The organism is Amycolatopsis eburnea (genome assembly GCF_003937945.1).
GTDB classification, from domain to species: domain Bacteria; phylum Actinomycetota; class Actinomycetes; order Mycobacteriales; family Pseudonocardiaceae; genus Amycolatopsis; species Amycolatopsis eburnea.
The window spans coordinates 1-16,928 of sequence record NZ_RSEC01000011.1 but is presented as its reverse complement, the minus strand read 5'-3'; the positions used below and the strand labels follow the sequence as shown (position 1 = coordinate 16,928).

The 16,928-nt window shown below is 71.5% G+C and carries 20 protein-coding genes and 4 pseudogenes; 15 read left to right on the top strand and 9 right to left on the bottom strand.

The genetic code is table 11. From position 1 onward, the window contains the following. Positions 1–228 precede the first annotated feature (228 nt). From EIY87_RS03265 to EIY87_RS49235, 3 genes and pseudogenes are all read right to left on the bottom strand, one after another. Complete coding sequence (locus EIY87_RS03265; protein ID WP_225439670.1) at positions 229–657, bottom strand: TetR/AcrR family transcriptional regulator; 429 nt, start codon at positions 655–657, stop codon at positions 229–231. A gap of 68 nt (positions 658–725) precedes the next feature. Then, positions 726–878 carry a zinc-binding dehydrogenase gene (locus EIY87_RS49240; RefSeq protein ID WP_404800011.1) on the bottom strand — a complete coding sequence of 51 codons (153 nt, stop codon included), beginning with the start codon at positions 876–878 and terminating at the stop codon, positions 726–728. A 131-nt stretch (positions 879–1,009) separates the two neighbouring features. After that, positions 1,010–1,069, bottom strand: a pseudogene (locus EIY87_RS49235) (hypothetical protein); the annotation flags it as partial. A gap of 32 nt (positions 1,070–1,101) precedes the next feature. Between EIY87_RS49235 and EIY87_RS49230 the strand changes: the two are divergent. Beyond that, positions 1,102–1,395: pseudogene (locus tag EIY87_RS49230) on the top strand (SbtR family transcriptional regulator); the annotation flags it as partial. Between the two features lie 123 nt (positions 1,396–1,518). Here the strand turns inward: EIY87_RS49230 and EIY87_RS03250 are convergent. Then, positions 1,519–1,872 carry a hypothetical protein gene (locus EIY87_RS03250; protein ID WP_191983928.1) on the bottom strand — a complete coding sequence of 118 codons (354 nt, stop codon included), beginning with the start codon at positions 1,870–1,872 and terminating at the stop codon, positions 1,519–1,521. A gap of 72 nt (positions 1,873–1,944) precedes the next feature. Next, positions 1,945–2,694 (bottom strand): SDR family NAD(P)-dependent oxidoreductase, encoded by a 750-nt coding sequence (locus EIY87_RS03245; protein WP_125306145.1) that lies wholly within the window; start codon positions 2,692–2,694, stop codon positions 1,945–1,947. Positions 2,695–2,785: 91 nt separating this feature from the next. Here EIY87_RS03245 and EIY87_RS03240 point away from each other — a divergent pair, with 91 nt between their 5' ends. Further along, entirely contained in the window at positions 2,786–3,385 is a 600-nt protein-coding gene (locus EIY87_RS03240; protein ID WP_225439668.1) for a TetR/AcrR family transcriptional regulator, read from the top strand. 2 nt (positions 3,386–3,387) lie between these two features. Here EIY87_RS03240 and EIY87_RS03235 read toward each other — a convergent pair whose 3' ends face one another. Continuing rightward, on the bottom strand, positions 3,388–3,960 hold the full coding sequence (locus EIY87_RS03235) for a TetR/AcrR family transcriptional regulator (protein WP_125306144.1): 573 nt from the start codon (positions 3,958–3,960) through the stop codon (positions 3,388–3,390). 78 nt (positions 3,961–4,038) lie between these two features. Here EIY87_RS03235 and EIY87_RS03230 point away from each other — a divergent pair, with 78 nt between their 5' ends. The 5 genes and pseudogenes from EIY87_RS03230 to EIY87_RS49225 form a co-directional block, all read left to right on the top strand. After that, entirely contained in the window at positions 4,039–4,923 is an 885-nt protein-coding gene (locus tag EIY87_RS03230) for an alpha/beta hydrolase family esterase (protein WP_125306143.1), read from the top strand. Between the two features lie 46 nt (positions 4,924–4,969). Continuing rightward, a complete protein-coding gene (locus tag EIY87_RS03225; protein WP_125306142.1) occupies positions 4,970–5,323 on the top strand; it encodes a RidA family protein in 354 nt (117 codons plus the stop codon). Next, positions 5,316–5,960 carry a helix-turn-helix transcriptional regulator gene (locus EIY87_RS03220; RefSeq protein ID WP_125306141.1) on the top strand — a complete coding sequence of 215 codons (645 nt, stop codon included), beginning with the start codon at positions 5,316–5,318 and terminating at the stop codon, positions 5,958–5,960. Before EIY87_RS03225 ends, EIY87_RS03220 begins: the two co-directional genes overlap by 8 nt. Beyond that, positions 5,957–6,916: a threonine ammonia-lyase gene (locus tag EIY87_RS03215; protein ID WP_125306140.1), complete on the top strand. Its 960-nt coding sequence runs from the start codon at positions 5,957–5,959 to the stop codon at positions 6,914–6,916. The genes EIY87_RS03220 and EIY87_RS03215 overlap by 4 nt, the downstream gene beginning before the upstream one ends. Positions 6,917–7,038: 122 nt before the next feature. After that, positions 7,039–7,134 (top strand): annotated as a pseudogene (locus EIY87_RS49225) (hypothetical protein); the annotation flags it as partial. Between the two features lie 242 nt (positions 7,135–7,376). Here EIY87_RS49225 and EIY87_RS03205 read toward each other — a convergent pair. Both EIY87_RS03205 and EIY87_RS03200 read right to left on the bottom strand, forming a co-directional pair. Next, on the bottom strand, positions 7,377–8,006 hold the full coding sequence (locus tag EIY87_RS03205; protein WP_225439666.1) for a chorismate mutase: 630 nt from the start codon (positions 8,004–8,006) through the stop codon (positions 7,377–7,379). Then, the gene (locus tag EIY87_RS03200; protein WP_125306139.1) at positions 8,003–8,953 is read right to left on the bottom strand and encodes an oxidoreductase; all 951 of its coding nucleotides are present in this window, start codon (positions 8,951–8,953) and stop codon (positions 8,003–8,005) included. The genes EIY87_RS03205 and EIY87_RS03200 overlap by 4 nt, the downstream gene beginning before the upstream one ends. 153 nt (positions 8,954–9,106) lie before the next feature. Here EIY87_RS03200 and EIY87_RS03195 point away from each other — a divergent pair, with 153 nt between their 5' ends. The 5 genes from EIY87_RS03195 (at position 9,107) to EIY87_RS03175 (ending at position 12,762) form a co-directional block, all read left to right on the top strand. Continuing rightward, positions 9,107–9,535 carry an organic hydroperoxide resistance protein gene (locus EIY87_RS03195; protein WP_125306138.1) on the top strand — a complete coding sequence of 143 codons (429 nt, stop codon included), beginning with the start codon at positions 9,107–9,109 and terminating at the stop codon, positions 9,533–9,535. A gap of 82 nt (positions 9,536–9,617) precedes the next feature. After that, complete coding sequence (locus tag EIY87_RS03190) at positions 9,618–10,259, top strand: TetR/AcrR family transcriptional regulator (protein WP_125306137.1); 642 nt, start codon at positions 9,618–9,620, stop codon at positions 10,257–10,259. Positions 10,260–10,334: 75 nt separating this feature from the next. Continuing rightward, complete coding sequence (locus EIY87_RS03185) at positions 10,335–11,150, top strand: alpha/beta fold hydrolase (protein ID WP_125306136.1); 816 nt, start codon at positions 10,335–10,337, stop codon at positions 11,148–11,150. After that, entirely contained in the window at positions 11,147–12,022 is an 876-nt protein-coding gene (locus EIY87_RS03180; protein ID WP_225439665.1) for a VOC family protein, read from the top strand. The genes EIY87_RS03185 and EIY87_RS03180 overlap by 4 nt, the downstream gene beginning before the upstream one ends. Continuing rightward, positions 12,019–12,762 (top strand): 3-hydroxybutyrate dehydrogenase, encoded by a 744-nt coding sequence (locus EIY87_RS03175; RefSeq protein ID WP_125306135.1) that lies wholly within the window; start codon positions 12,019–12,021, stop codon positions 12,760–12,762. The genes EIY87_RS03180 and EIY87_RS03175 overlap by 4 nt, the downstream gene beginning before the upstream one ends. Positions 12,763–12,783: 21 nt before the next feature. Here the strand turns inward: EIY87_RS03175 and EIY87_RS03170 are convergent, their stop codons facing one another. Beyond that, complete coding sequence (locus EIY87_RS03170) at positions 12,784–14,145, bottom strand: FAD-binding oxidoreductase (RefSeq protein WP_125306134.1); 1,362 nt, start codon at positions 14,143–14,145, stop codon at positions 12,784–12,786. A 136-nt stretch (positions 14,146–14,281) separates the two neighbouring features. Here EIY87_RS03170 and EIY87_RS03165 point away from each other — a divergent pair, with 136 nt between their 5' ends. The 3 genes and pseudogenes from EIY87_RS03165 to EIY87_RS03155 all read left to right on the top strand — a co-directional run. After that, complete coding sequence (locus EIY87_RS03165) at positions 14,282–14,875, top strand: TetR/AcrR family transcriptional regulator (RefSeq protein WP_125306133.1); 594 nt, start codon at positions 14,282–14,284, stop codon at positions 14,873–14,875. A gap of 133 nt (positions 14,876–15,008) precedes the next feature. Further along, positions 15,009–15,548: a hypothetical protein gene (locus EIY87_RS03160; protein ID WP_125306132.1), complete on the top strand. Its 540-nt coding sequence runs from the start codon at positions 15,009–15,011 to the stop codon at positions 15,546–15,548. A 5-nt stretch (positions 15,549–15,553) separates the two neighbouring features. After that, positions 15,554–16,928 (top strand): annotated as a pseudogene (locus tag EIY87_RS03155) (type VII secretion protein EccC); the annotation flags it as partial.

The window sequence follows — 16,928 nt, the reverse complement described above, 5'->3', positions numbered from 1 at the left end:
TGATGGCCTCAGACACCAGCACCACACACGGAGGTCTTCGTCGTGATCAACCCGACGCGCCGCTCAACCGTCAACAACGTCCATGGTCACTACACCTAGGTCCAGTCCGGTGCCGGACGCGGGAGCGGGCTGGCGCCCGCCGGCCGTCGAAGATGATCGTGAGGTAGCGCAGCCACAGGTCCGCGGGGCCCCGGGGCAGGTTCTCGACGACGTGAACCGGGGCGCAGATCACAAGAACACGTCGGTGCCGGTGGCGTCGTGACGGATGGTTCCGCCGGCACGTGCCCGGTCGACCAGCGCGCTCACGTCCGCGTGCAGGCTGTTCCGGATTTCCGTGACCGTGGCGTTGTCGACACTGGCCGACATGAGGAACGTCAGGTCGCGTTGCCGGCGGCGGTCTCCTGCCACCGTCAGGAATTCCAGCAGCGCCGCGCACAGGTCCGGGGCTTTCACCGGTCGCTCCGCGACCTCTTTGAGCTCCGCCAGGTAGTTCGCCACGACCGCGACGATCAGCTCCTCCTTCGTGGCGAAATGACTGAACACGGTGCCCTTGGCGATCCCGGCGCGCCGGGCGATGTCCGAGACCGACGCGTCGATGCCCTGTGCGGCGAACGCTGCGGCCCCGTCGTGCCCAGGCTTGAAGGAGAGGATCTGCATGGCGTTCTCCTCGGTGGAACGGGAGCCGGTGTTGTAGGGAACGCTACGCATAGACCGTCGGTTGCGTCTCACCCGACCCGCCCGACGTACTTGCCCCGCACGCCACCGGCCTCCGATGCCTGGTGCGCTCTCGCCGTCTCCTCCAGTGGAAACACCTCGTTGACCGCCGGACGGAGCTTGCCTTCGGCCACGTGCCGGCGAGGTCGTCGAAGTCCGCCCACTTCGGGTTGCCGCTGAATGCGCGCACCCGGCCACGGCCGTGGACCGCGCTCATCGCCGGGTAGCCCAGCGAGCTGACCGCCCGGCGCAGGTCGAAGGCGATGGTGACCATGCGGCCGCTCGGGGCCAGCAGCCGGCGGAAGTGCGGCAGGTCGGTGCCCACGGTGTCCAGGACGACGTCGAAGCGGTCCAGCTCAGCTAGCTGGGCAGTCCGGTGGTCGAGCGCTGTCGCGGCGCCCAGTTCGCGGGACGAAGCCGTGTACGCGTGCCTTCGCCGACGCCCACGCCGACCCCGACCCGTGGCGCGGCTTCCGTCGGCTGATCGAGACGGTTTGCGAGCTGCAGCGGGAAGAGCGCGGCTTCCCGGCCGCGTTCATGGCGGCGTTCCCGGACGACGCAGTGGCTCACGCGCGTTTGCGCGGCCGTGCGGACCGGGAGCTCGCGACCCTGGTCCGCCGCGCGCAGGGAGCAGGCGTTTTGCGTGCCGACTTCCACCCTTCCGGCCTGGTGGTCGTCTTCGCTGCGCACGGTGGCTTGGTGACCGCGTTGCCGTCCGACGCGGCGGCGTCCCGGCGGCTCGGGGCGTCCCTGCTCGAAGCGTTCCGCGCGGACACGACGAACGGGCCGCTGCCTGCACCGTCCTCAACGGACCTTCTGCACGCGGGTCACGCTGATCGCGCCGAGCACCCCGAAGACCGCGCCGCCGAGGAACAGGCCCAGGTAGCCGAAGGACGCGATCAGCGCGGGCGCCGCGACGGGGATGAGTGACTGCGACGGGGACTGCGCGAGGTTCGCCACTCCCAGGTCCTTGCCTGCGGTTTCCGCGCTGGGCAGCACGTCGGCGATCAGGGCGAGTTCGACGGCGAAGAACGCGCCCAGTCCCGCGCCGAGGACGAGTTCGCCGACGAAGATGATCGAGCGGGACCTGGGTGAACCGGCATGGTCCGGGGACGAGCCGATCACGCTGGAGCTGCGGCCGTTCCAGATCGCGACCATCCGCGCGCGGCTGACGCGCTGACGGCCGCGGCGGCGGGCCGCCAGCGGCCGGCCCGCCGCCCCGGTCTGGGCTCAGATCTGGTTTTCACCGCCGTCGACGTACACGTTGGCGCCCAGCATGAAGCTGCTGTCGGGCGAAGCCAGGAAGGCTACCGCGGCCGCGACCTCCTCGACGCGCCCGAGCCGTCCGATGGCGATCCGGGCCGCTTCGGCCGCCTTGAACGCCGGCGCGTTCTCCTCGCCCACGAGTTCGGTCATCCCGGAGGTGTCGATCGGGCCGGGGGAGATGGCGTTGACCCGGATCCCGCGGTCCTTCAGTTCGTTCGCCCAGGCGCGGGTGAACGTCCGCAGGGCCGCCTTGGACGCCGCGTAGGCGCCGAAGCCCGCGGTGCCGCGGTCGGCCGCGGTGGAGGCGTTGATGATCACCGAAGCGCCTTCGTTGAGCAGCGGAAGCGCTTTCTGGACGGTGAAGACGGTGCCTTTGACGTTGACGTCGAAGACCTGGTCGAGGTCCTGGGCGGTGATCGTCTCGATGGTGGCGAACGAGGCCGTGGCCGCGTTGGCGAACAGTACGTCCAGGCCCTGGCCGCGAGCCGCGACCTGCTCGTAGAGGCGATCCAGGTCGGCCGGGTCCGTGATGTCGCCCGGCACCGCGGTCACGGTCCCGCCGATCACCTCCACCGCCTCGTCCAGTTCGGTCTTGCGCCGCCCGGTGATGAACACGTGTGCGCCCTCGGCGACCAGCCGGGCGGCGGTGGCCCGGCCGATCCCGCGCGTACCGCCCCCGGTCACGACCGCGGTTGTGCCTTCCAGTCTCAGCATTTTCGACCTCCGGTAATTGTGCACCGATCGGTGCCGAAGTCGACCGTAGCAGCTTCTGCACCGATCGGTGCAGAAGCGGTAGGATGCGGTGGTGAACAAGGCGCGGGTGGGCCGGCCGCGGGCGTTCGACGCCGAAGCGGCCGTGCAGAAGGCCATGGTGGTCTTCTGGGAGCAGGGCTACGACGGCGCCAGCCTGACCGATCTGACCGAGGCCATGGGCATCTCCCGCAAGAGCATGTACGCGGCGTTCGGCAACAAGGAAGACCTCTTCCGCCTGGCGTTGCAGCGCTACGCCGAAGGCCCCGGCGCCTACATCGTCGAAGCACTGCAGGCGCCCACCGCTCACGAGGTGGCGACGCGGTTCCTGAACGGCTCGGTCCGGGCCAACACCCGGCCCGGCTTGCCGGCCGGCTGCCTGGGGGTGCAGGGCGCGCTGGCCGTCGGCGCGACTGGGCAGGTCGCGCACGACACCCTGGCCGCGTGGCGCGCACTGGGGCAGGAGCACCTGCGCGAGCGCTTTCAGCGGGCCGTCGACGAGGGTGATCTGCCCGCCGGCGCCGAGCCGGAGCTGATCGCCCGCTACGTCATGACGATCGCGAACGGCCTGGCCGTGCAGGCGGCGGGCGGCGCGACCCGGGAGGAGCTGCAGCGGGTGGCGGAGCTCGCGCTGCGGAACTGGCCGCCGGCCTGAAGTCAGGGCCGGCGCAAGCCCGTCAGCAGGACGTCCAGGTAGCGCCGGCCGGTGGCGGCGCGGTCCGTGGCGGCCAGTGCCGGGTGGACGTTCACGGCGTAGGCGATCCCGCACATCAGCGACGTGAGGTCCGCTTCGGACAGTCCGGGATCGATCGCGCCGGCGGCATGGGCGTGCGCCAGGAGCCGGCCGAACCGGCCAGTGACCCGGTCCTTGAGCTCGGTGGTGCGTTCGAGCGCATCGGTGGCGGCGGCGAGCACTGGCCGCACCGCCGCGTCGGTCAGCTGCACCTGGATCCCCGCGGCCAGGAACTCGTGCAACGCGGACCACGGATCCGCCGAGGCCAGTGCCCGTTCGGCGTGCTCGGCCAGCTCCTCCAGTGCCGGCGCGGCCACGGTCTCCAGCAGCGCTTCCGGGGTGGGGAAGTGCCGGTAGACCGTGGCCACCCCGGTGGCCGCCGCCCGGGCGACGTCGTTGAGCTGCAGCGGCTTGCCCTCGTCGACGTAGCGGCGGGCGGTCGCGACGATGCGCTCCCAGTTGCGGGCGGCGTCCTTGCGCAGCGGGGTGGTGGTCACCTGCCCAGGATAACCGGATGACTTATCCACCTGTGCTACGGTGAAACGGATAGCTCATCCGTATTCGAAGGGCCCGCCATGCTCACCACCACCCGCGACCACGTCGACGTCGCCGGGGCGACCCGCACGTTCACCACCGTCCGCCCCGCGAACGACCAAGCCGGCCGTGCCCTCGTCCTGGTCTTCCACGGTTCCCGCCAGACCGGCGACAAGCACCGCGCGTTCACCGGCCAGGCCTTCGACCGGTTCGCCGCCACCGGTTCCGCGGTGGTCGCCTACCTCGACGGCTACCGCGGGAACTGGAACGACGCCCGCAAGGAAAGCTGGTTCCCCGCCCGGCGCGACGGCGTCGACGACCTCGCCTTCACGCGGGCGGTGATCACCAAGCTGGCCGGGGAGTACCGGATCGACCCGGACCGGGTGTTCGCGATCGGTTACTCCAACGGCGGCCAGCTGGTCATGCGGCTTGTCCACGAGGCGCCCGGCCTGCTCGCCGGCGCGGCGGTGGTCGCCGCGACCATGCCCGCGCCGGAGAGCTTCCTCGCCACGGACACCCCGCCCGCGCCGTTGCCGGTGGTGTTCTTCCACGGCACGAAGGATCCGATTGTCGCCTACGGCGGCGGCCCGATGAGCTGGTGGAAGCAGCGGCTGTTCAAGGTCGGCGGGACGAGCTGGTCGGCGCCCCGGACCGCGCGGTACTTCGCCGAACGCAACGGCATCACCGCCGCGCCAGTCGTCACGCGTGAACCGGCCCCGGCCGGCGCCGCCACCGAGGTCGAACGCTCGGAGTACCGCGAGGAGGGCAAGCCGCCCGTGGTGCTCTACACGATCCGCGGCGGCGGGCACACCGTTCCCGGGCCGGCCAAGAACCCGGCAGTCCTCGGCAAGACCAGCCGCGAATCCGACGCCGCCGATCTGGTCGGCACCTTCTTCGGCCTGCCGGTGGGCGCCGCGGTGAGGTGACGGGCGTCATCTGGACTGTCTGTCCAAGCCCTGTACAGTCTGTCTGGTGAGCAACGAACACCCGTATCCCGCCGCCTTCCGCAGCGGTGACCTCGTCGCGGTGTCCGGGCGGCTCGGCGTGACCGCGACCGGCGCGCTCGTGCCCGGCGGTTTCGAGGCCGAATGTGCCCAGGCGTTCGCCAACCTCGACGCCGCCCTGCAGTCGGTCGGGGCGGGCCGCGCGGACGTGGTCAAGGTCGTCGCCTACCTGACCGACGTCGCCGACCGCTCGAGCCTCAACCGCGTCTACGAAGAGTTCTTCGCCGAGCCCCGGCCGGCCCGCAGTTGCATCGGCGCCGCATCGCTGCCCTACGGCGGGGTCGTCGAAGTCGAAGCGCTCGCCCGGGTGCGCGATGTCTGAGCGGGATGCCATCCTCGCCGCGCTGGCTCCGGTGGCCGACGGCATCGCGGCGACCCTGGGCTCGTTCTGCGAAGTCGTCGTGCACGACTTCCGCCGCCCCGACGCCTCGGTCGTGGCGATCGCCGGCACGGTCACCGGACGCGGTGTCGGCGGGGCGATGAGCGAAATCGGCATGGGCTTGCTGGCGCGGGGGGACGACGCCGAGGACCAGCTGAACTACGTCACGCGCACCGCGTCCGGGAAGCTCGTGAAGTCCTCGACGATGCTGGTGCGCGACAGCGCGGGCGCGGTCTTCGGCGCGCTGTGCGTGAACCTCGACGTGACGGCGTTGGGGCAGCTGCGGACCCTCGTCGGCGAGCTCGCCGAGGTAGGGACGACCGCGGACGCGCCCACCACGACCTTCGGTGACGACGTCGACGCCGTTGTGGACGCGATCGTCGACGAACACCAGCTGCGCCTGAACAAGCCGTGGGCCGCGCTGAGCCGGGACGAGCGCCTCGACCTCTTCCGCAGCTTGCACCAGCGCGGCGTCTTCGCCGTCCGGCGGGCGGTGCCCCAGGTCGCCGCCCGGATCGGCATCTCCCGCGCCTCCGCCTACACCTACCTCGCCGAAATCCGCGCCGAAGGAGCCTCATGACCCCGCCCGTGACCCTCGATGACATCCGCGACGCCGCCGCCCGGCTGGCCGGCGTCGCCCACCGGACCCCGGTCGTGCGCTCGCGGACCATGGACGACCTCGTCGGTGCCGAAGTGCTGCTGAAGTGCGAGAACCTCCAGCGCATCGGCGCCTTCAAGTTCCGCGGCGCCTACAACGCCGCCTCCCGGCTCTCGCCGGAGCAGCTGGCCAAGGGGATCGCCGCGTACTCGTCGGGCAACCACGCGCAAGCCGTCGCGCTCGCCGCCCGCGAGCTCGGCAGCAGCGCGGTCATCCTCGTCCCCGAGGACACCCCGCAGTCCAAAGTGGACGCCACCCGCGGCTACGGCGCCGAGATCGTCACCTACGACCGCTACACCGGCGACCGGGTCGCGCTCGGCGAAGCGCTGGCGGCCGACCGGGGACTGGCGCTGATCCCGCCGTACGAACACCCGCACGTCATCGCCGGCCAGGGCACCGCCGCGCTGGAGCTGCTCGAAGACGCCGGTCCGGTGGACACCTTGGTGGTCCCGGTCGGCGGCGGGGGCCTGATCGCGGGCAGCTCGACCGCGGCGAAGGCGCTGCGGCCGGGTATCCGCGTCCTCGGTGCCGAGCCCGAGGACGGTGACGACACCAAGCGTTCCCTCGAAGCGGGCGAGCGGGTCTCGATCCCCGTCCCGCGCACCATCGCCGACGGCCAAGCCGCGTCGATCCCAGGCGAGCTGACCTTCTCGATCAACCGTGAGCTGGTCGACGACATCGCCCTGGTGTCCGACGACGCGGTGCGCGAGGCGATGCGGTTCGCGTTCGAGCGCCTCAAGCTCGTCCTAGAGCCCAGCGGCGCGACCGGCCTGGCCGCGGTGCTGAGCGGTCAGGTGGCCGCGCGCGGCCGGGTCGGGGTGATCCTCAGCGGCGGGAACGTCAGCCCGGAACGCTTCGCCGAGCTGATTGCCCGGTAGCCGGGGCGAGCCCGCCAGACCGTCTACTTCGGAATTCGCGACGACCGCGACGTCGTGTACCTCGAACGCATTGGGGCTACGACGCCGTTCCGCTGCCGTCCCGGATCGGCGACAGGCTGCCGTTGACGTGCACGGCGATCGGCAAGGCGCCGCTCGCGTTCTCCGGCCCCGAGCTGGCCGACGTGGTCCTTGCCGATCCCATGCCGAGCCTGACACCCTTCTCGATCACCGACCCGGTCCGGTTGCGGACGGCGCTGGAGCAGTCCAGGTGTCCAGGCTCGCCCACGAGGAGCAGGCAGCGGCGCCCGGCGTCAGCTGCATCGTGGCCCCGGTGTTTGCGGGCGCGACCGCCGGCGCGGCGCTGTCGGTGGCGGTCCCGCGCGAGCAGTTCCGCCCCGCCCACCTCGCCCGGCCGTGCGCACCGCCGCACTGGGGTTGTCGCGGACGTTGCGGCAGCCGGCTACGCCGGGCTGACCGCGCACACCGAGTGCACGGCGATGCCAAGCGCCTGGCGGTGCAGCGCGTCGAGCCGGTCCAGGACGACCGCCGAGCCGTTGGCCAGCTTCAGCTGGACGGTGCACGGGATCCGGCCGGCGCGTACGTCCACAGTGGCCTTCAGCTGCGCGAGCAGCTCCGTGGTCAGCCGGTCGAGCTGCGTGCGGATTTCTCCCAGGTCCGGACGGGTGGTCGGGGCCTGCCCGGGGTGCGCCGTCCAGCGGGCGAACAGGCCGCGCTGCACGACCTTGCTCGCGGTGATCTGGTCGCGGAAGAACGCTGCCGCCGCGTCCGGGGCCAGGCCGAGGGCGCTGGCCTGCTCGCGGACCTGGTTCAGCACCTGCTCCTCCCGGGCTGGGTCGTCGATCGGCGAGCCGGTGCCGAACTTGGCCGCCGCCACGTCGTCGCCCACACGCAGGCGTTCGACGACCAGGTCGGTTAGCGCGCCGAGCCGGCCGAGCGAGCCGCTCGCCGCAAGCGCGGCAGGCGCGGGGAATTCGGCGGCCATGGCCGGGGGAACGGTCAGCGTCATCGTCCCGGCCACCGTCAGTGCGGTGGCGGCGATGCCGCGGGCCACTGTGCTGGTCGTCTTCAACTGCTTTCCTCGCTTTCCTGGATGGGAAGATAAGTGACGCCGGTGAGTTCTTCGGACGCCTCCCACAGTCGTTGCCGCAGGTCGGCGTCGTGGGACAGCACGCTGGCGGTGACCAGTTCGGGGTAGCCGGTGCGTCCTCGCGGGCCGAAGTAGTCGCCGCCCCGGGCGTGCGGGTCGGTGGCGGCCCGGAGCGGCCCCAGCGCGCCCTTCGCCGCGCTCTGGGAGACGGCGAGCGCAAGCGGGTTCACCTTGGGGTTGAGCGCGGCCCGGATGAGCGCGTTCATCTCGCGCCCGCCCTCGGTCCGGGCGAGGCCGGGATGCCCGGCCACCGCGATCGTCGGGGTCCCGGTGGCCCGCAGGCGGCGGTCGAGTTCGTGGGCGAACAGCAGGTTCGCCAGCTTGGCCCGGTTGTAGGCCGCCATGAACCGGTAGGCGGGGCCGGGCTCGGGGTCGAGGCGGGCCGGGTCGATCCGGCCCTGCCGGTGCCCGTTGCTGCCCACCGTCACCACCCGCGACCCGGGGGTGCCGGTCAGCAGGTCCAGCACCAGGCCGGTGAACGCGAAGGGGCCGAGGTGGTTCACGGCGATGGTCGACTCGAAGCCGTCTTCGGTGACCGTGTACCGCAAGCGGAAGCCGCCGACGTTGTTCACGAGCAGGTCGAGGTGGTCGTACTCGTCGTACAGCCGGCGCGCGGCGGCACGGACCGACGCGAGCGAGGCGAAGTCCACCAGCAGGGTGCGTACGACGGCGCCGGGCGAGCCGGCCCAGATCCGGTCGGCCGCCGCGGCCGCCCGGCCGGCGTCGCGGCAGGCCAGTACGACGTCGGCGCCGCGGCGCGCGAGCGCGTCCGCGATCGCGAAGCCCAGCCCGGTGCTGGCGCCGGTGACGAGGGCGGTCCGGCCGTGCTGGGCGGGGATGTCCGCGAAGGACCAGCGTTGCCGTGTCACGGGGCTACCTTTCGCCGTTGTATGTAACGATCACTATAGCATGGTTCAGATAGAACGTTCGGTCTTGACTTGGTGGAGCTCTGCGGTCCATAGTGAACGGGATAGAACGTTCGGTATCGCGGAGTCGTCCGCGATCGAGAAAGGACTCCCGCCATGACCAAGCCCCTGTATCTCGGCATCGCCACTTCGACCGGCGACGGCCGCGCGGGAGGGCAGGCGCGGACCGACGACGGCCTGCTCGACATCTCCCTGGCGATCCCCAAGGAGATGGGCGGCCCCGGTGGTGCGACCAACCCGGAGCAGCTGTTCGCGGCAGGCTGGGCCTCGTGCTTCCACTCGGCCCTGAAGGCCGTCGCGGCGCAGCGGAAGGTCAAGGTCACCGACTCCGCCGTCGTCGCGGAGGTGCAGGTGCACACGACACCCGAAGGCGGGTTCACGCTCAGCGCGGCGCTGCACGCCGAACTGTCCGGTGTGGACCAGGCGACCGCCGACCAGCTCGTCGAAGGCGCCCACGCGATCTGCCCGTACTCCAACGCGACGCGCGGCAACATCCCGGTGACCGTCGACGCGACCGTTGCCTGAGCCGCGCGGCCGGGCCGGCGAAGTCCGCCGGCCCGGCGCGCCCGGTGGGGGAGAAAGGGTGTCGCGGACCTATCATGGCCGCATGGCGAGGGATTCCAGCTCCGCATCGACGACGGCCGCCGGGTTGAGCAGCCGGCAGGTCATCCTCAACGCGGCTCGCGCCCTCGTCGGGGAAAAGGGCTACGACGGCATGGCCATTTCCGACCTGAGTGCCCAGTCCGGGCTGCCGCCGAGCTCGATCTACTACCACTTTGGCAACAAGCTCGGCGTCCTGGCGGCGCTGCTGGAGCGGACCTTCGACGAGCTGCACGCGTTGTTCCCGAACCCGTCGTCGTTCGACGAGCTGGCGCCGCTCGACCGCCTCGAAGCGTGGTTCTCCGCGGCCTGCGATTCCCTCGACCGGCGGCCGGACTACTTGCAGCTGCTGGTCGCCATCAGCGTCGGCCCGCAGAAGGACGCCGAGGCGGTGCAGGCGACCGTGCGCCGCATCCGCGACTACGCCCATGCCTCCTGGGTGGCCGCGCTCACCCCGATCTTCGCCCCCAACGGCGGCAAGAACAACGAAGCCCTCGTCCAGCAGTTGGCCGTCCTCGGGCGTGCCTTGACGGACGGGCTTTCGGTGACCAACAGCTTCGACGGCATGAGCTACCGCTCGCAGGTCGCCCCGTTCGTCGCCCTGATCCGCGGCCTTGCGGACCAGCGGGCGCCGAAGCGCAAACGCTGACCACGCCCGAACGGCCTTGATAACACCGCTGTCCGCTGTATAGTGAGCGCTACATACAACGAATGAGGCGGCACAGTGACGAGCACTCTGGATGTCGGTGACGCGCGCCTGGCCTACACCGAGGCCGGTTCGGGCAGCCCGGTCGTGTGGCTGCACGGCTCGGGGCCGGGCGCCACCGGGATGAGCAACTTCGGCGGCAACTTGGCCGCCTTCGCCGACCACCGGAACGTCGTGGTCGACCTGCCGGGCTGGGGCGAGTCCCCGCGGCCCGAGACCGACGAGCCGCTGATCTTCCACGCCGCCGATCGCGTGTGCCGCGCGATGACGGCGCTCGGGATCGAGCGGGCCCATCTGGTCGGCAACTCCTACGGCGGCGCCGTGGCCATGCGGATCGCGATGCGCTACCCGGAGCGCGTGGATCGGCTCGTGCTCATGGCGCCGGGCGGGGTCCTGCCGACGGACGCGCCGCCCTGGCCCGTCGGCCTCGAACGCCTTTTCGGTTACATGGCCGCGGAAAAGCCGTCGCGCGACGCGATGGCCGAGTTCGTGCGCCTGATGGTGTACGACGAGTCGCTGGCGACCGAAGCGCTCATCGACGAGCGCTACGAATCGAGCCTGCGCGCGCACCCCGAGCTGCCGATCCCGCCGAACTTCGGGGACCTGACGCCCGACCTGGGACGCATCGCCGCCCCCACTTTGCTCGTGTGGGGCCGGGAGGACCAGACCGTGCCGCTGACCTGGGCGCCCAAGATCCTCGAGGGCATCCCGAACGCGGAGCTGCGGGTGCTGCCGCACTGCCGGCACTGGGTCCAGTACGAGCGCGCGCCCGAGTTCAACCACATCGTCCGCGAGTTCCTGCAGGGTGGCGAGGCCGCCGCGGCGGAGGGATGACCACCGTGGGAATCAGGAAGCTGGGCTACGTCGGCATCGAGGTCACCGACGTCGACGCGTGGACGGACCTGCTCGTGCGCACGCTGGGTGTCGGCGTCACGCACGCCAAGTCCGGCGCTGACGAGGTCGTCCTCGCCGAGCTCGACGAGTTCAAGTACCGCCTCGCCCTTCATCCGTCCACTGAGGACCGTCCGCGCGAGCTGGGCTGGATCGTCGACTCGCCGAGCGAGCTGGACCGGCTGACCCAGCGGCTCACCGACGCCGGGTTCGCCGTCGCGGACGGCTCAACCGAGGAGAAGGAACTGCGCGGCGCCACGCGGCTGCGCTGGTTCACCGACCCGGTCGGCTACCGCGTGGAGCTGGCGGTCGGCGAAGCGAAGGTACGCCTCGGCGTCGAACGCCCGGCCGGTGGCCCGGGCGTCACCGGCTTGGGACACCTCGTGCTGGCCAGCCCCAAGCTCGGGGAACTGCGCGAGCTCTACGAATCGGTGCTCGAGTTCAAGCTGACCGACTACCGCGCGCCGGGTCTGTTCTTCTTCCGCTGCAACCGGACCCACCACAGCATCGCGCTCGCGAACGCGGAAACCGCGTCGATCCACCACCTGGAGCTCGAACACGGCTCGATCGACGACGTCGGGCGGGCCTACGACCGGGCCCAGGCCCACGACGTGCCGATCTCGATCAGCCTCGGCCGGCACATGAACGACAAGGCGATCTCCTTCTACGTCCGGAATCCGAGCGGGTTCCACCTGGAGATCGGTTGCGGCGGCATCGAAGTCGGCGACGACTGGGTGCCGCACGACTTCGGGCGCTCGGACGAGTGGGGGCACCACCACGCGGACGCCAACCCGTTCGCCGCGCCGAAGTCGTGAGCCTCTCGGGCCGCCGCGCCCTCGTCACCGGCGCGGCGAGCGGGATCGGCCTGGCCGTGGCCACCCGGCTCGCCGGACTCGGCGCCCACGTTGTGGTGTGCGACATCGACGCCGAGGGGGCGGCGCGGGCGGCCGCGGGAATCGGCGGCGAAGCACTGTCGATCGACCTGAGCGAGACCGGTGTCCTCGCCGAGCGGGCGTTCGACGCCGACATCCTGGTGAACAACGCCGGGGTCCAGCACGTCGCGCCCGTCGAGCGCTTCGAGCCCGAGCGGTTCGCGGCCATGACCCGGCTGATGCTGGTGGCGCCGTTCGTGCTCAGCCGCGCCGTGCTGCCGGGCATGTACGCGCGCGGCTGGGGCCGGATCGTGCACATCTCGAGCATCCACGGCCTGCGGGCCAGCGCGTACAAGTCCGCCTACGTCAGTGCCAAGCACGGCCTGCTGGGACTGTCCAAAGTGCTCGCGCTGGAAGGCGCTGCCCACGGCGTCACCAGCAACTGCGTGTGCCCCGGGTACGTGCGCACCCCGCTGGTCGAAAACCAGCTGGCGGACCAGGCGGCCGTCCACGGGCTGAGCACCGGCGAGGTGCTGTCGGAAGTGCTGCTGGCGAGGTCGGCGGTCAAGCGGCTGATCGAGCCGGGCGAGGTCGCCGGCGCGGTGGCGTACCTGTGCTCGCCCGAAGCCGCGTCGGTCAGCGGGACCGAGCTGGTCCTGGACGGAGGCTGGAGCGCCTCCTGACCAGGGACCGGCCCGGTGCGGTCAGCTCATCGGCAACGGCGTCGCGGCGAACACGCCGTCGGGGTCGACGGCGGCCTTGACGCGCCGCAGCCGCGGCAGGTTGTCTCCGTGGACGTGGGGGATCTGGTCGGTCGCGTCCGGGCCGAGCAGGTTGGCGTACCCGCCGGGGAAGGCGTGCTCGGCCAGCGCGGCCGACGCCGCATCGGCCCAGCCGCCGGTGTCCTCCCCGATGCCGAGGATCTCGGCCATGAGGTGCGGCCGGCGGAGGCTGAACGCGGTGTCGGCGGCGGCGACCCGCGCCGCGGCGCCGTGGAAGTGGTGCAGGCTGATCCCGGACTGCGGCGTCGGCAGCCGGCCGCCGAACCGCTCGACGACGTCGGCGACGGCCTCGTCGAGCGCGGGCACCGAGCGGGTCCGGATGGTGACGTGCCTGCCGTCGGGGAACATCGCGTCCCGCCCGGCGAGCGCGGTCGCGTGGGGAACGGTGTCCAGCTGGGCGAGCAGGGGATCGCCGAGGCGGGTCAGCGCCATCACCGGCCCCGACGGGTCCTCGCCGGTGACGACGTCGCCGGACCAGGTCGGCAGCACCAGCAACGCGGGCGAACCGTCCGGTGCGGCGATCACGCCGGTTTGGATCGTCAGGTCGTCGGGCGCCTCGTGCTGCGCCTCGCGCACCCGCGCCAGCACCTGGCCGGCCTGGTGCCATGGGTAGAGCACCAGACCGGTCACCACCGCCGGCACGGCGTGCAGCCGGACGGTCATCGACGTGACGACGCCGAAGTTGCCCCCGCCGCCGCGCAGGGCCCACAGCAGGTCCGGGTCGTGTCGGGCGTCCGTGCGCACGACCGATCCGTCGGCCGTGACGACTTCGGCGGCCAGCAGGTTGTCCGCGGCGAGACCGATCCGCCCGGCCAGTGGTCCGTAGCCGCCGCCGAGGGTGAGCCCGGCGACCCCGACCGTGCCGATGGTGCCGGTCGCGCCCACGAAACCGTGCTCGCCGGCCGCGGCCAGCAGGTGGTTGGCGGACGCGCCGCCCCCGACCTCGGCGGTCCGGGTGGCGGGGTCGACCCGGACGCCGCTCAACGGCCGCACGTCCAGGGTCAGGCCCCCGTCGGCCAGGGCGCGCCCGGCCCAGTCGTGGCCGCGGGAGCGGACGGAGAGCGGCAGGCCGAACTCGCGGGCGGTCCGCACGCCGAGCACGACGTCGTCGGTGGTGGTGCAGGTCAGCACGAGGGCGGGCCGGTGGTTCACGGCGCCGTTCCACAAGGCGACGCCGTCGGCGTATCCCGGGCCGGATGAGTGCACTTGGCGGTCCGGCACGGCGGTGCGCAGCGCGCGGTGGGCGTCGGCGAGGGATCGAGCGTCGCCTGGAGTGTGGGGCATGGGTGTCCTTCGGTGTGGCAGGGAGTACCGAACGTTCTCCTCTTTGAATGTAGCGCTCACTCCAATGTGCGCGCTACATCGCAAGAATGTGACTTGGAGTAGTGATACCGACCGTTCTATCTGCTACGCTCGAGAGATGGTGCATAACGCTCGAGGTCAGGTCTCCGAAGCGCGGGCGAGGCTGCTCGCGACGGCCACGCGGATCTTCTACGCCGAGGGCCTGCACTCCGTGGGGATCGACCGGATCGTCGCGGAGGCGAAGGTCACCCGCGCCACGCTGTACCGGCACTTCCCGAGCAAGGGCGACCTCGTCGTCGCGTACCTGGAGGGCGTCCACGAGATGGAGCGCGAAGGGATCGACAAGGTCATCGCCGGTGGTCTGCCGGCGGCCGACGGCTTGCGGGCGATCGCCAAGTCGATCGCCGACGGCATCGGGTCGGCCCACTTCCGGGGCTGCGCCTTCCTCAACGCGGTGGCGGAGTACCCGGACCCCGCCCACCCCGTGCACCGGGCCGTCCTTGCGCATCGCGAGTGGTTCTTCCGCACGATCACCGATCTGCTCGCGCAGGTGGGCGAGGCTCCGCCGGAGCCCGCGGGGCGGCACTTCGTGATGCTGCGCGACGGCGCGATGGCGGCGGGCTGCCTGTCGGATCCCGCCGAAGTCTGCGACACGTTCCGCCAGGGTGTCGACGGGATCCTGCAGCACCGCCTCGCCGCCGCGGGCAAGTGACCCCGCTTCCGGGGTAGAACGTTCGGTCTTGACGAGAGCCAGGGCGGTCGCTACGGTGAGTCGTGTACTGATCGCTCCATACAAGGGGATCCGGGCTCCGCGTCGGCGGGCCTGCTCACCGAAGGAGACCGCCTTGAGCACCGCCTCCAGTGCCCTCGCACCGTCGCTGAGGCGGTTGTACTTCACTCGCTTCGCCTTCGCCCTCGTCTGGGCCGCGCTGCTGATCGCCACCGCGTCGGACCTCGGGCCGGCGGCCGGGACGCTGCTGGTGCTCTACCCGCTGTTCGACGTCGTCGCGGCGATCGTCGACGCGCGGGCGGCGAAGGCGACCAACTCGGTGCTGGCGCTGTACGTCAACGTCGCGGTCAGCTCGCTGGCCGCGGCCGGGGTGGCCGTCGCGGCGACCTCCGGTATCCCCGGCGTCCTCCGCGTGTGGGGCAGCTGGGCCGTCGTTTCGGGCCTGGTGCAGCTCGCGGTCGGCCTGAGCCGCCGCCGGCTCGGTGGCCAGTGGCCGATGATCCTCAGCGGCGCCCTCTCGGTCGTCGCCGGTACGTCGTTCATCCTGCAGGCCGGGCGGGACGGGGCTTCGCTCGTCACCATCGGGGGCTACGCCGTGCTCGGCGGCATCTTCTTCCTCGTTTCGGCCTTTCGGCTCGGCGCCGGAACCGTCTGACTTCGATGAGTACTCTCCAGTTCAAGCGGTCGCCCCGGTTGTCTGCGCCGCGGCCGCCGGGCGGTGAAGTCCACCTCGAACCGCCGCCCGAGGTGCCCCGGGTCATCCCCGGCAACATCGTGCTGAAGGCGCTTCCGGTCGTGATGATCGTGGCGTCGCTGGGGTTGCTGGTCTTCTTGTTCACCGCCAGCCAGCGCAACCCGCTGACGATCGCCCTGGGTGCGACGACGGTCGTCGGGACGCTCGGGATGATGGCCGGTGGCGGTGGCAAGGGCGGCGGTGCCAAGCGCGCCGAGATGGACGAGGACCGCAAGGACTACCTGCGCTACCTGGGGCAGATGCGCGACCGTGCCCGCGAGGCGATGGTCGACCAGCGCGCCGCCCTGGAATGGGTGCACCCGGATCCGCAGTCGCTGTGGTCGCTCGCGGCGAGCCGCCGGATGTGGGAGCGGCGGCCGAACGACTCGGATTTCCTGCACCTGCGCGTGGGACGGAGTTCGCACCGGCTGGCCACACGCCTCGTACCGCCGCAGACGGGCCCGGTCGACGAGCTGGAGCCGATCTCGACCTTGGCGTTGCGCCGATTCGTCCGGGCGCACTCGATCGTGCCGGACCTGCCGACCCAGATCGCGTTGCGGGGCTTCGCCGCGGTGTGCCTGCAAGGGGACCTCGAACTGACGCGGGGCCTGGTCCGCGCGATGCTCGCGCAGATCGTTTCCTTCCACAGCCCCGACGACGTGCTGATCGCCGTCGCGACCGCCGGGCGCGCGAAGGGGGAGTGGGAGTGGGCGAAGTGGCTGCCGCACGTGCAGCACCCGACGCTCTCCGACGGCATCGGGCAGCTGCGGATGATGGCCGGTTCCCTCGCGCAGATCGAGGATTGGCTCGACGAAGAACTGCGTGACCGGCAGCGCTTTTCTCGCAACGCGACCCCGGCGCCGGATCAACCGCACTTGGTGATCGTCATCGACGACGCCGAGGTCACTCGCGAAGAGCAGATCATCCTCGAAGAGGGGCTGGTGGGAGTGACGTTGATCGACCTTTCGGAGTCGATCGGCAACCTCGCCGCCCGCCGCGGTCTCCGGCTGGTGGTGGAAGCGGATCGGATGGGGGCCCGCAGCGCCGGCGGCGTGGAGTGGTTCGGCCGGCCGGACACGTTGAGCGTCGTGGAAGCGGAAACGCTGGCCCGCCGGATTTCCCCGTATCGCCTGGGGAGTTCAGGTGGCCAGGAAACGGCGGAGGAGGAGCCGCTGCTGTCCAACCCGTCGCTGCTGGAGCTGCTCGGTATCCCGGGCGACCCGATGACCTTCGACGTCCAGCAGGCGTGGCGGCCGCGGCCGATCCGCGACCGCTACCGCGTCCCGTTCGGTGTCGGCGAGT

Excerpts from the sequence above, each read along its gene's own strand:
- EIY87_RS03230 (WP_125306143.1), top strand. The coding sequence starts at position 4,039 with ATGCTCACCACCACCCGCGACCACGTCGACGTCGCCGGGGCGACCCGC.
- EIY87_RS03220 (WP_125306141.1), top strand. The coding sequence starts at position 5,316 with ATGTCTGAGCGGGATGCCATCCTCGCCGCGCTGGCTCCGGTGGCCGAC.
- EIY87_RS03215 (WP_125306140.1), top strand. The coding sequence starts at position 5,957 with ATGACCCCGCCCGTGACCCTCGATGACATCCGCGACGCCGCCGCCCGG.
- EIY87_RS03165 (WP_125306133.1), top strand. The coding sequence starts at position 14,282 with ATGGTGCATAACGCTCGAGGTCAGGTCTCCGAAGCGCGGGCGAGGCTG.
- EIY87_RS03170 (WP_125306134.1), bottom strand. The coding sequence starts at position 14,145 with ATGCCCCACACTCCAGGCGACGCTCGATCCCTCGCCGACGCCCACCGC.
- EIY87_RS03190 (WP_125306137.1), top strand. The coding sequence starts at position 9,618 with ATGGCGAGGGATTCCAGCTCCGCATCGACGACGGCCGCCGGGTTGAGC.
- EIY87_RS03180 (WP_225439665.1), top strand. The coding sequence starts at position 11,147 with ATGACCACCGTGGGAATCAGGAAGCTGGGCTACGTCGGCATCGAGGTC.
- EIY87_RS03195 (WP_125306138.1), top strand. The coding sequence starts at position 9,107 with ATGACCAAGCCCCTGTATCTCGGCATCGCCACTTCGACCGGCGACGGC.
- EIY87_RS03250 (WP_191983928.1), bottom strand. The coding sequence starts at position 1,872 with ATGGTCGCGATCTGGAACGGCCGCAGCTCCAGCGTGATCGGCTCGTCC.
- EIY87_RS03265 (WP_225439670.1), bottom strand. The coding sequence starts at position 657 with ATGCAGATCCTCTCCTTCAAGCCTGGGCACGACGGGGCCGCAGCGTTC.
- EIY87_RS03245 (WP_125306145.1), bottom strand. The coding sequence starts at position 2,694 with ATGCTGAGACTGGAAGGCACAACCGCGGTCGTGACCGGGGGCGGTACG.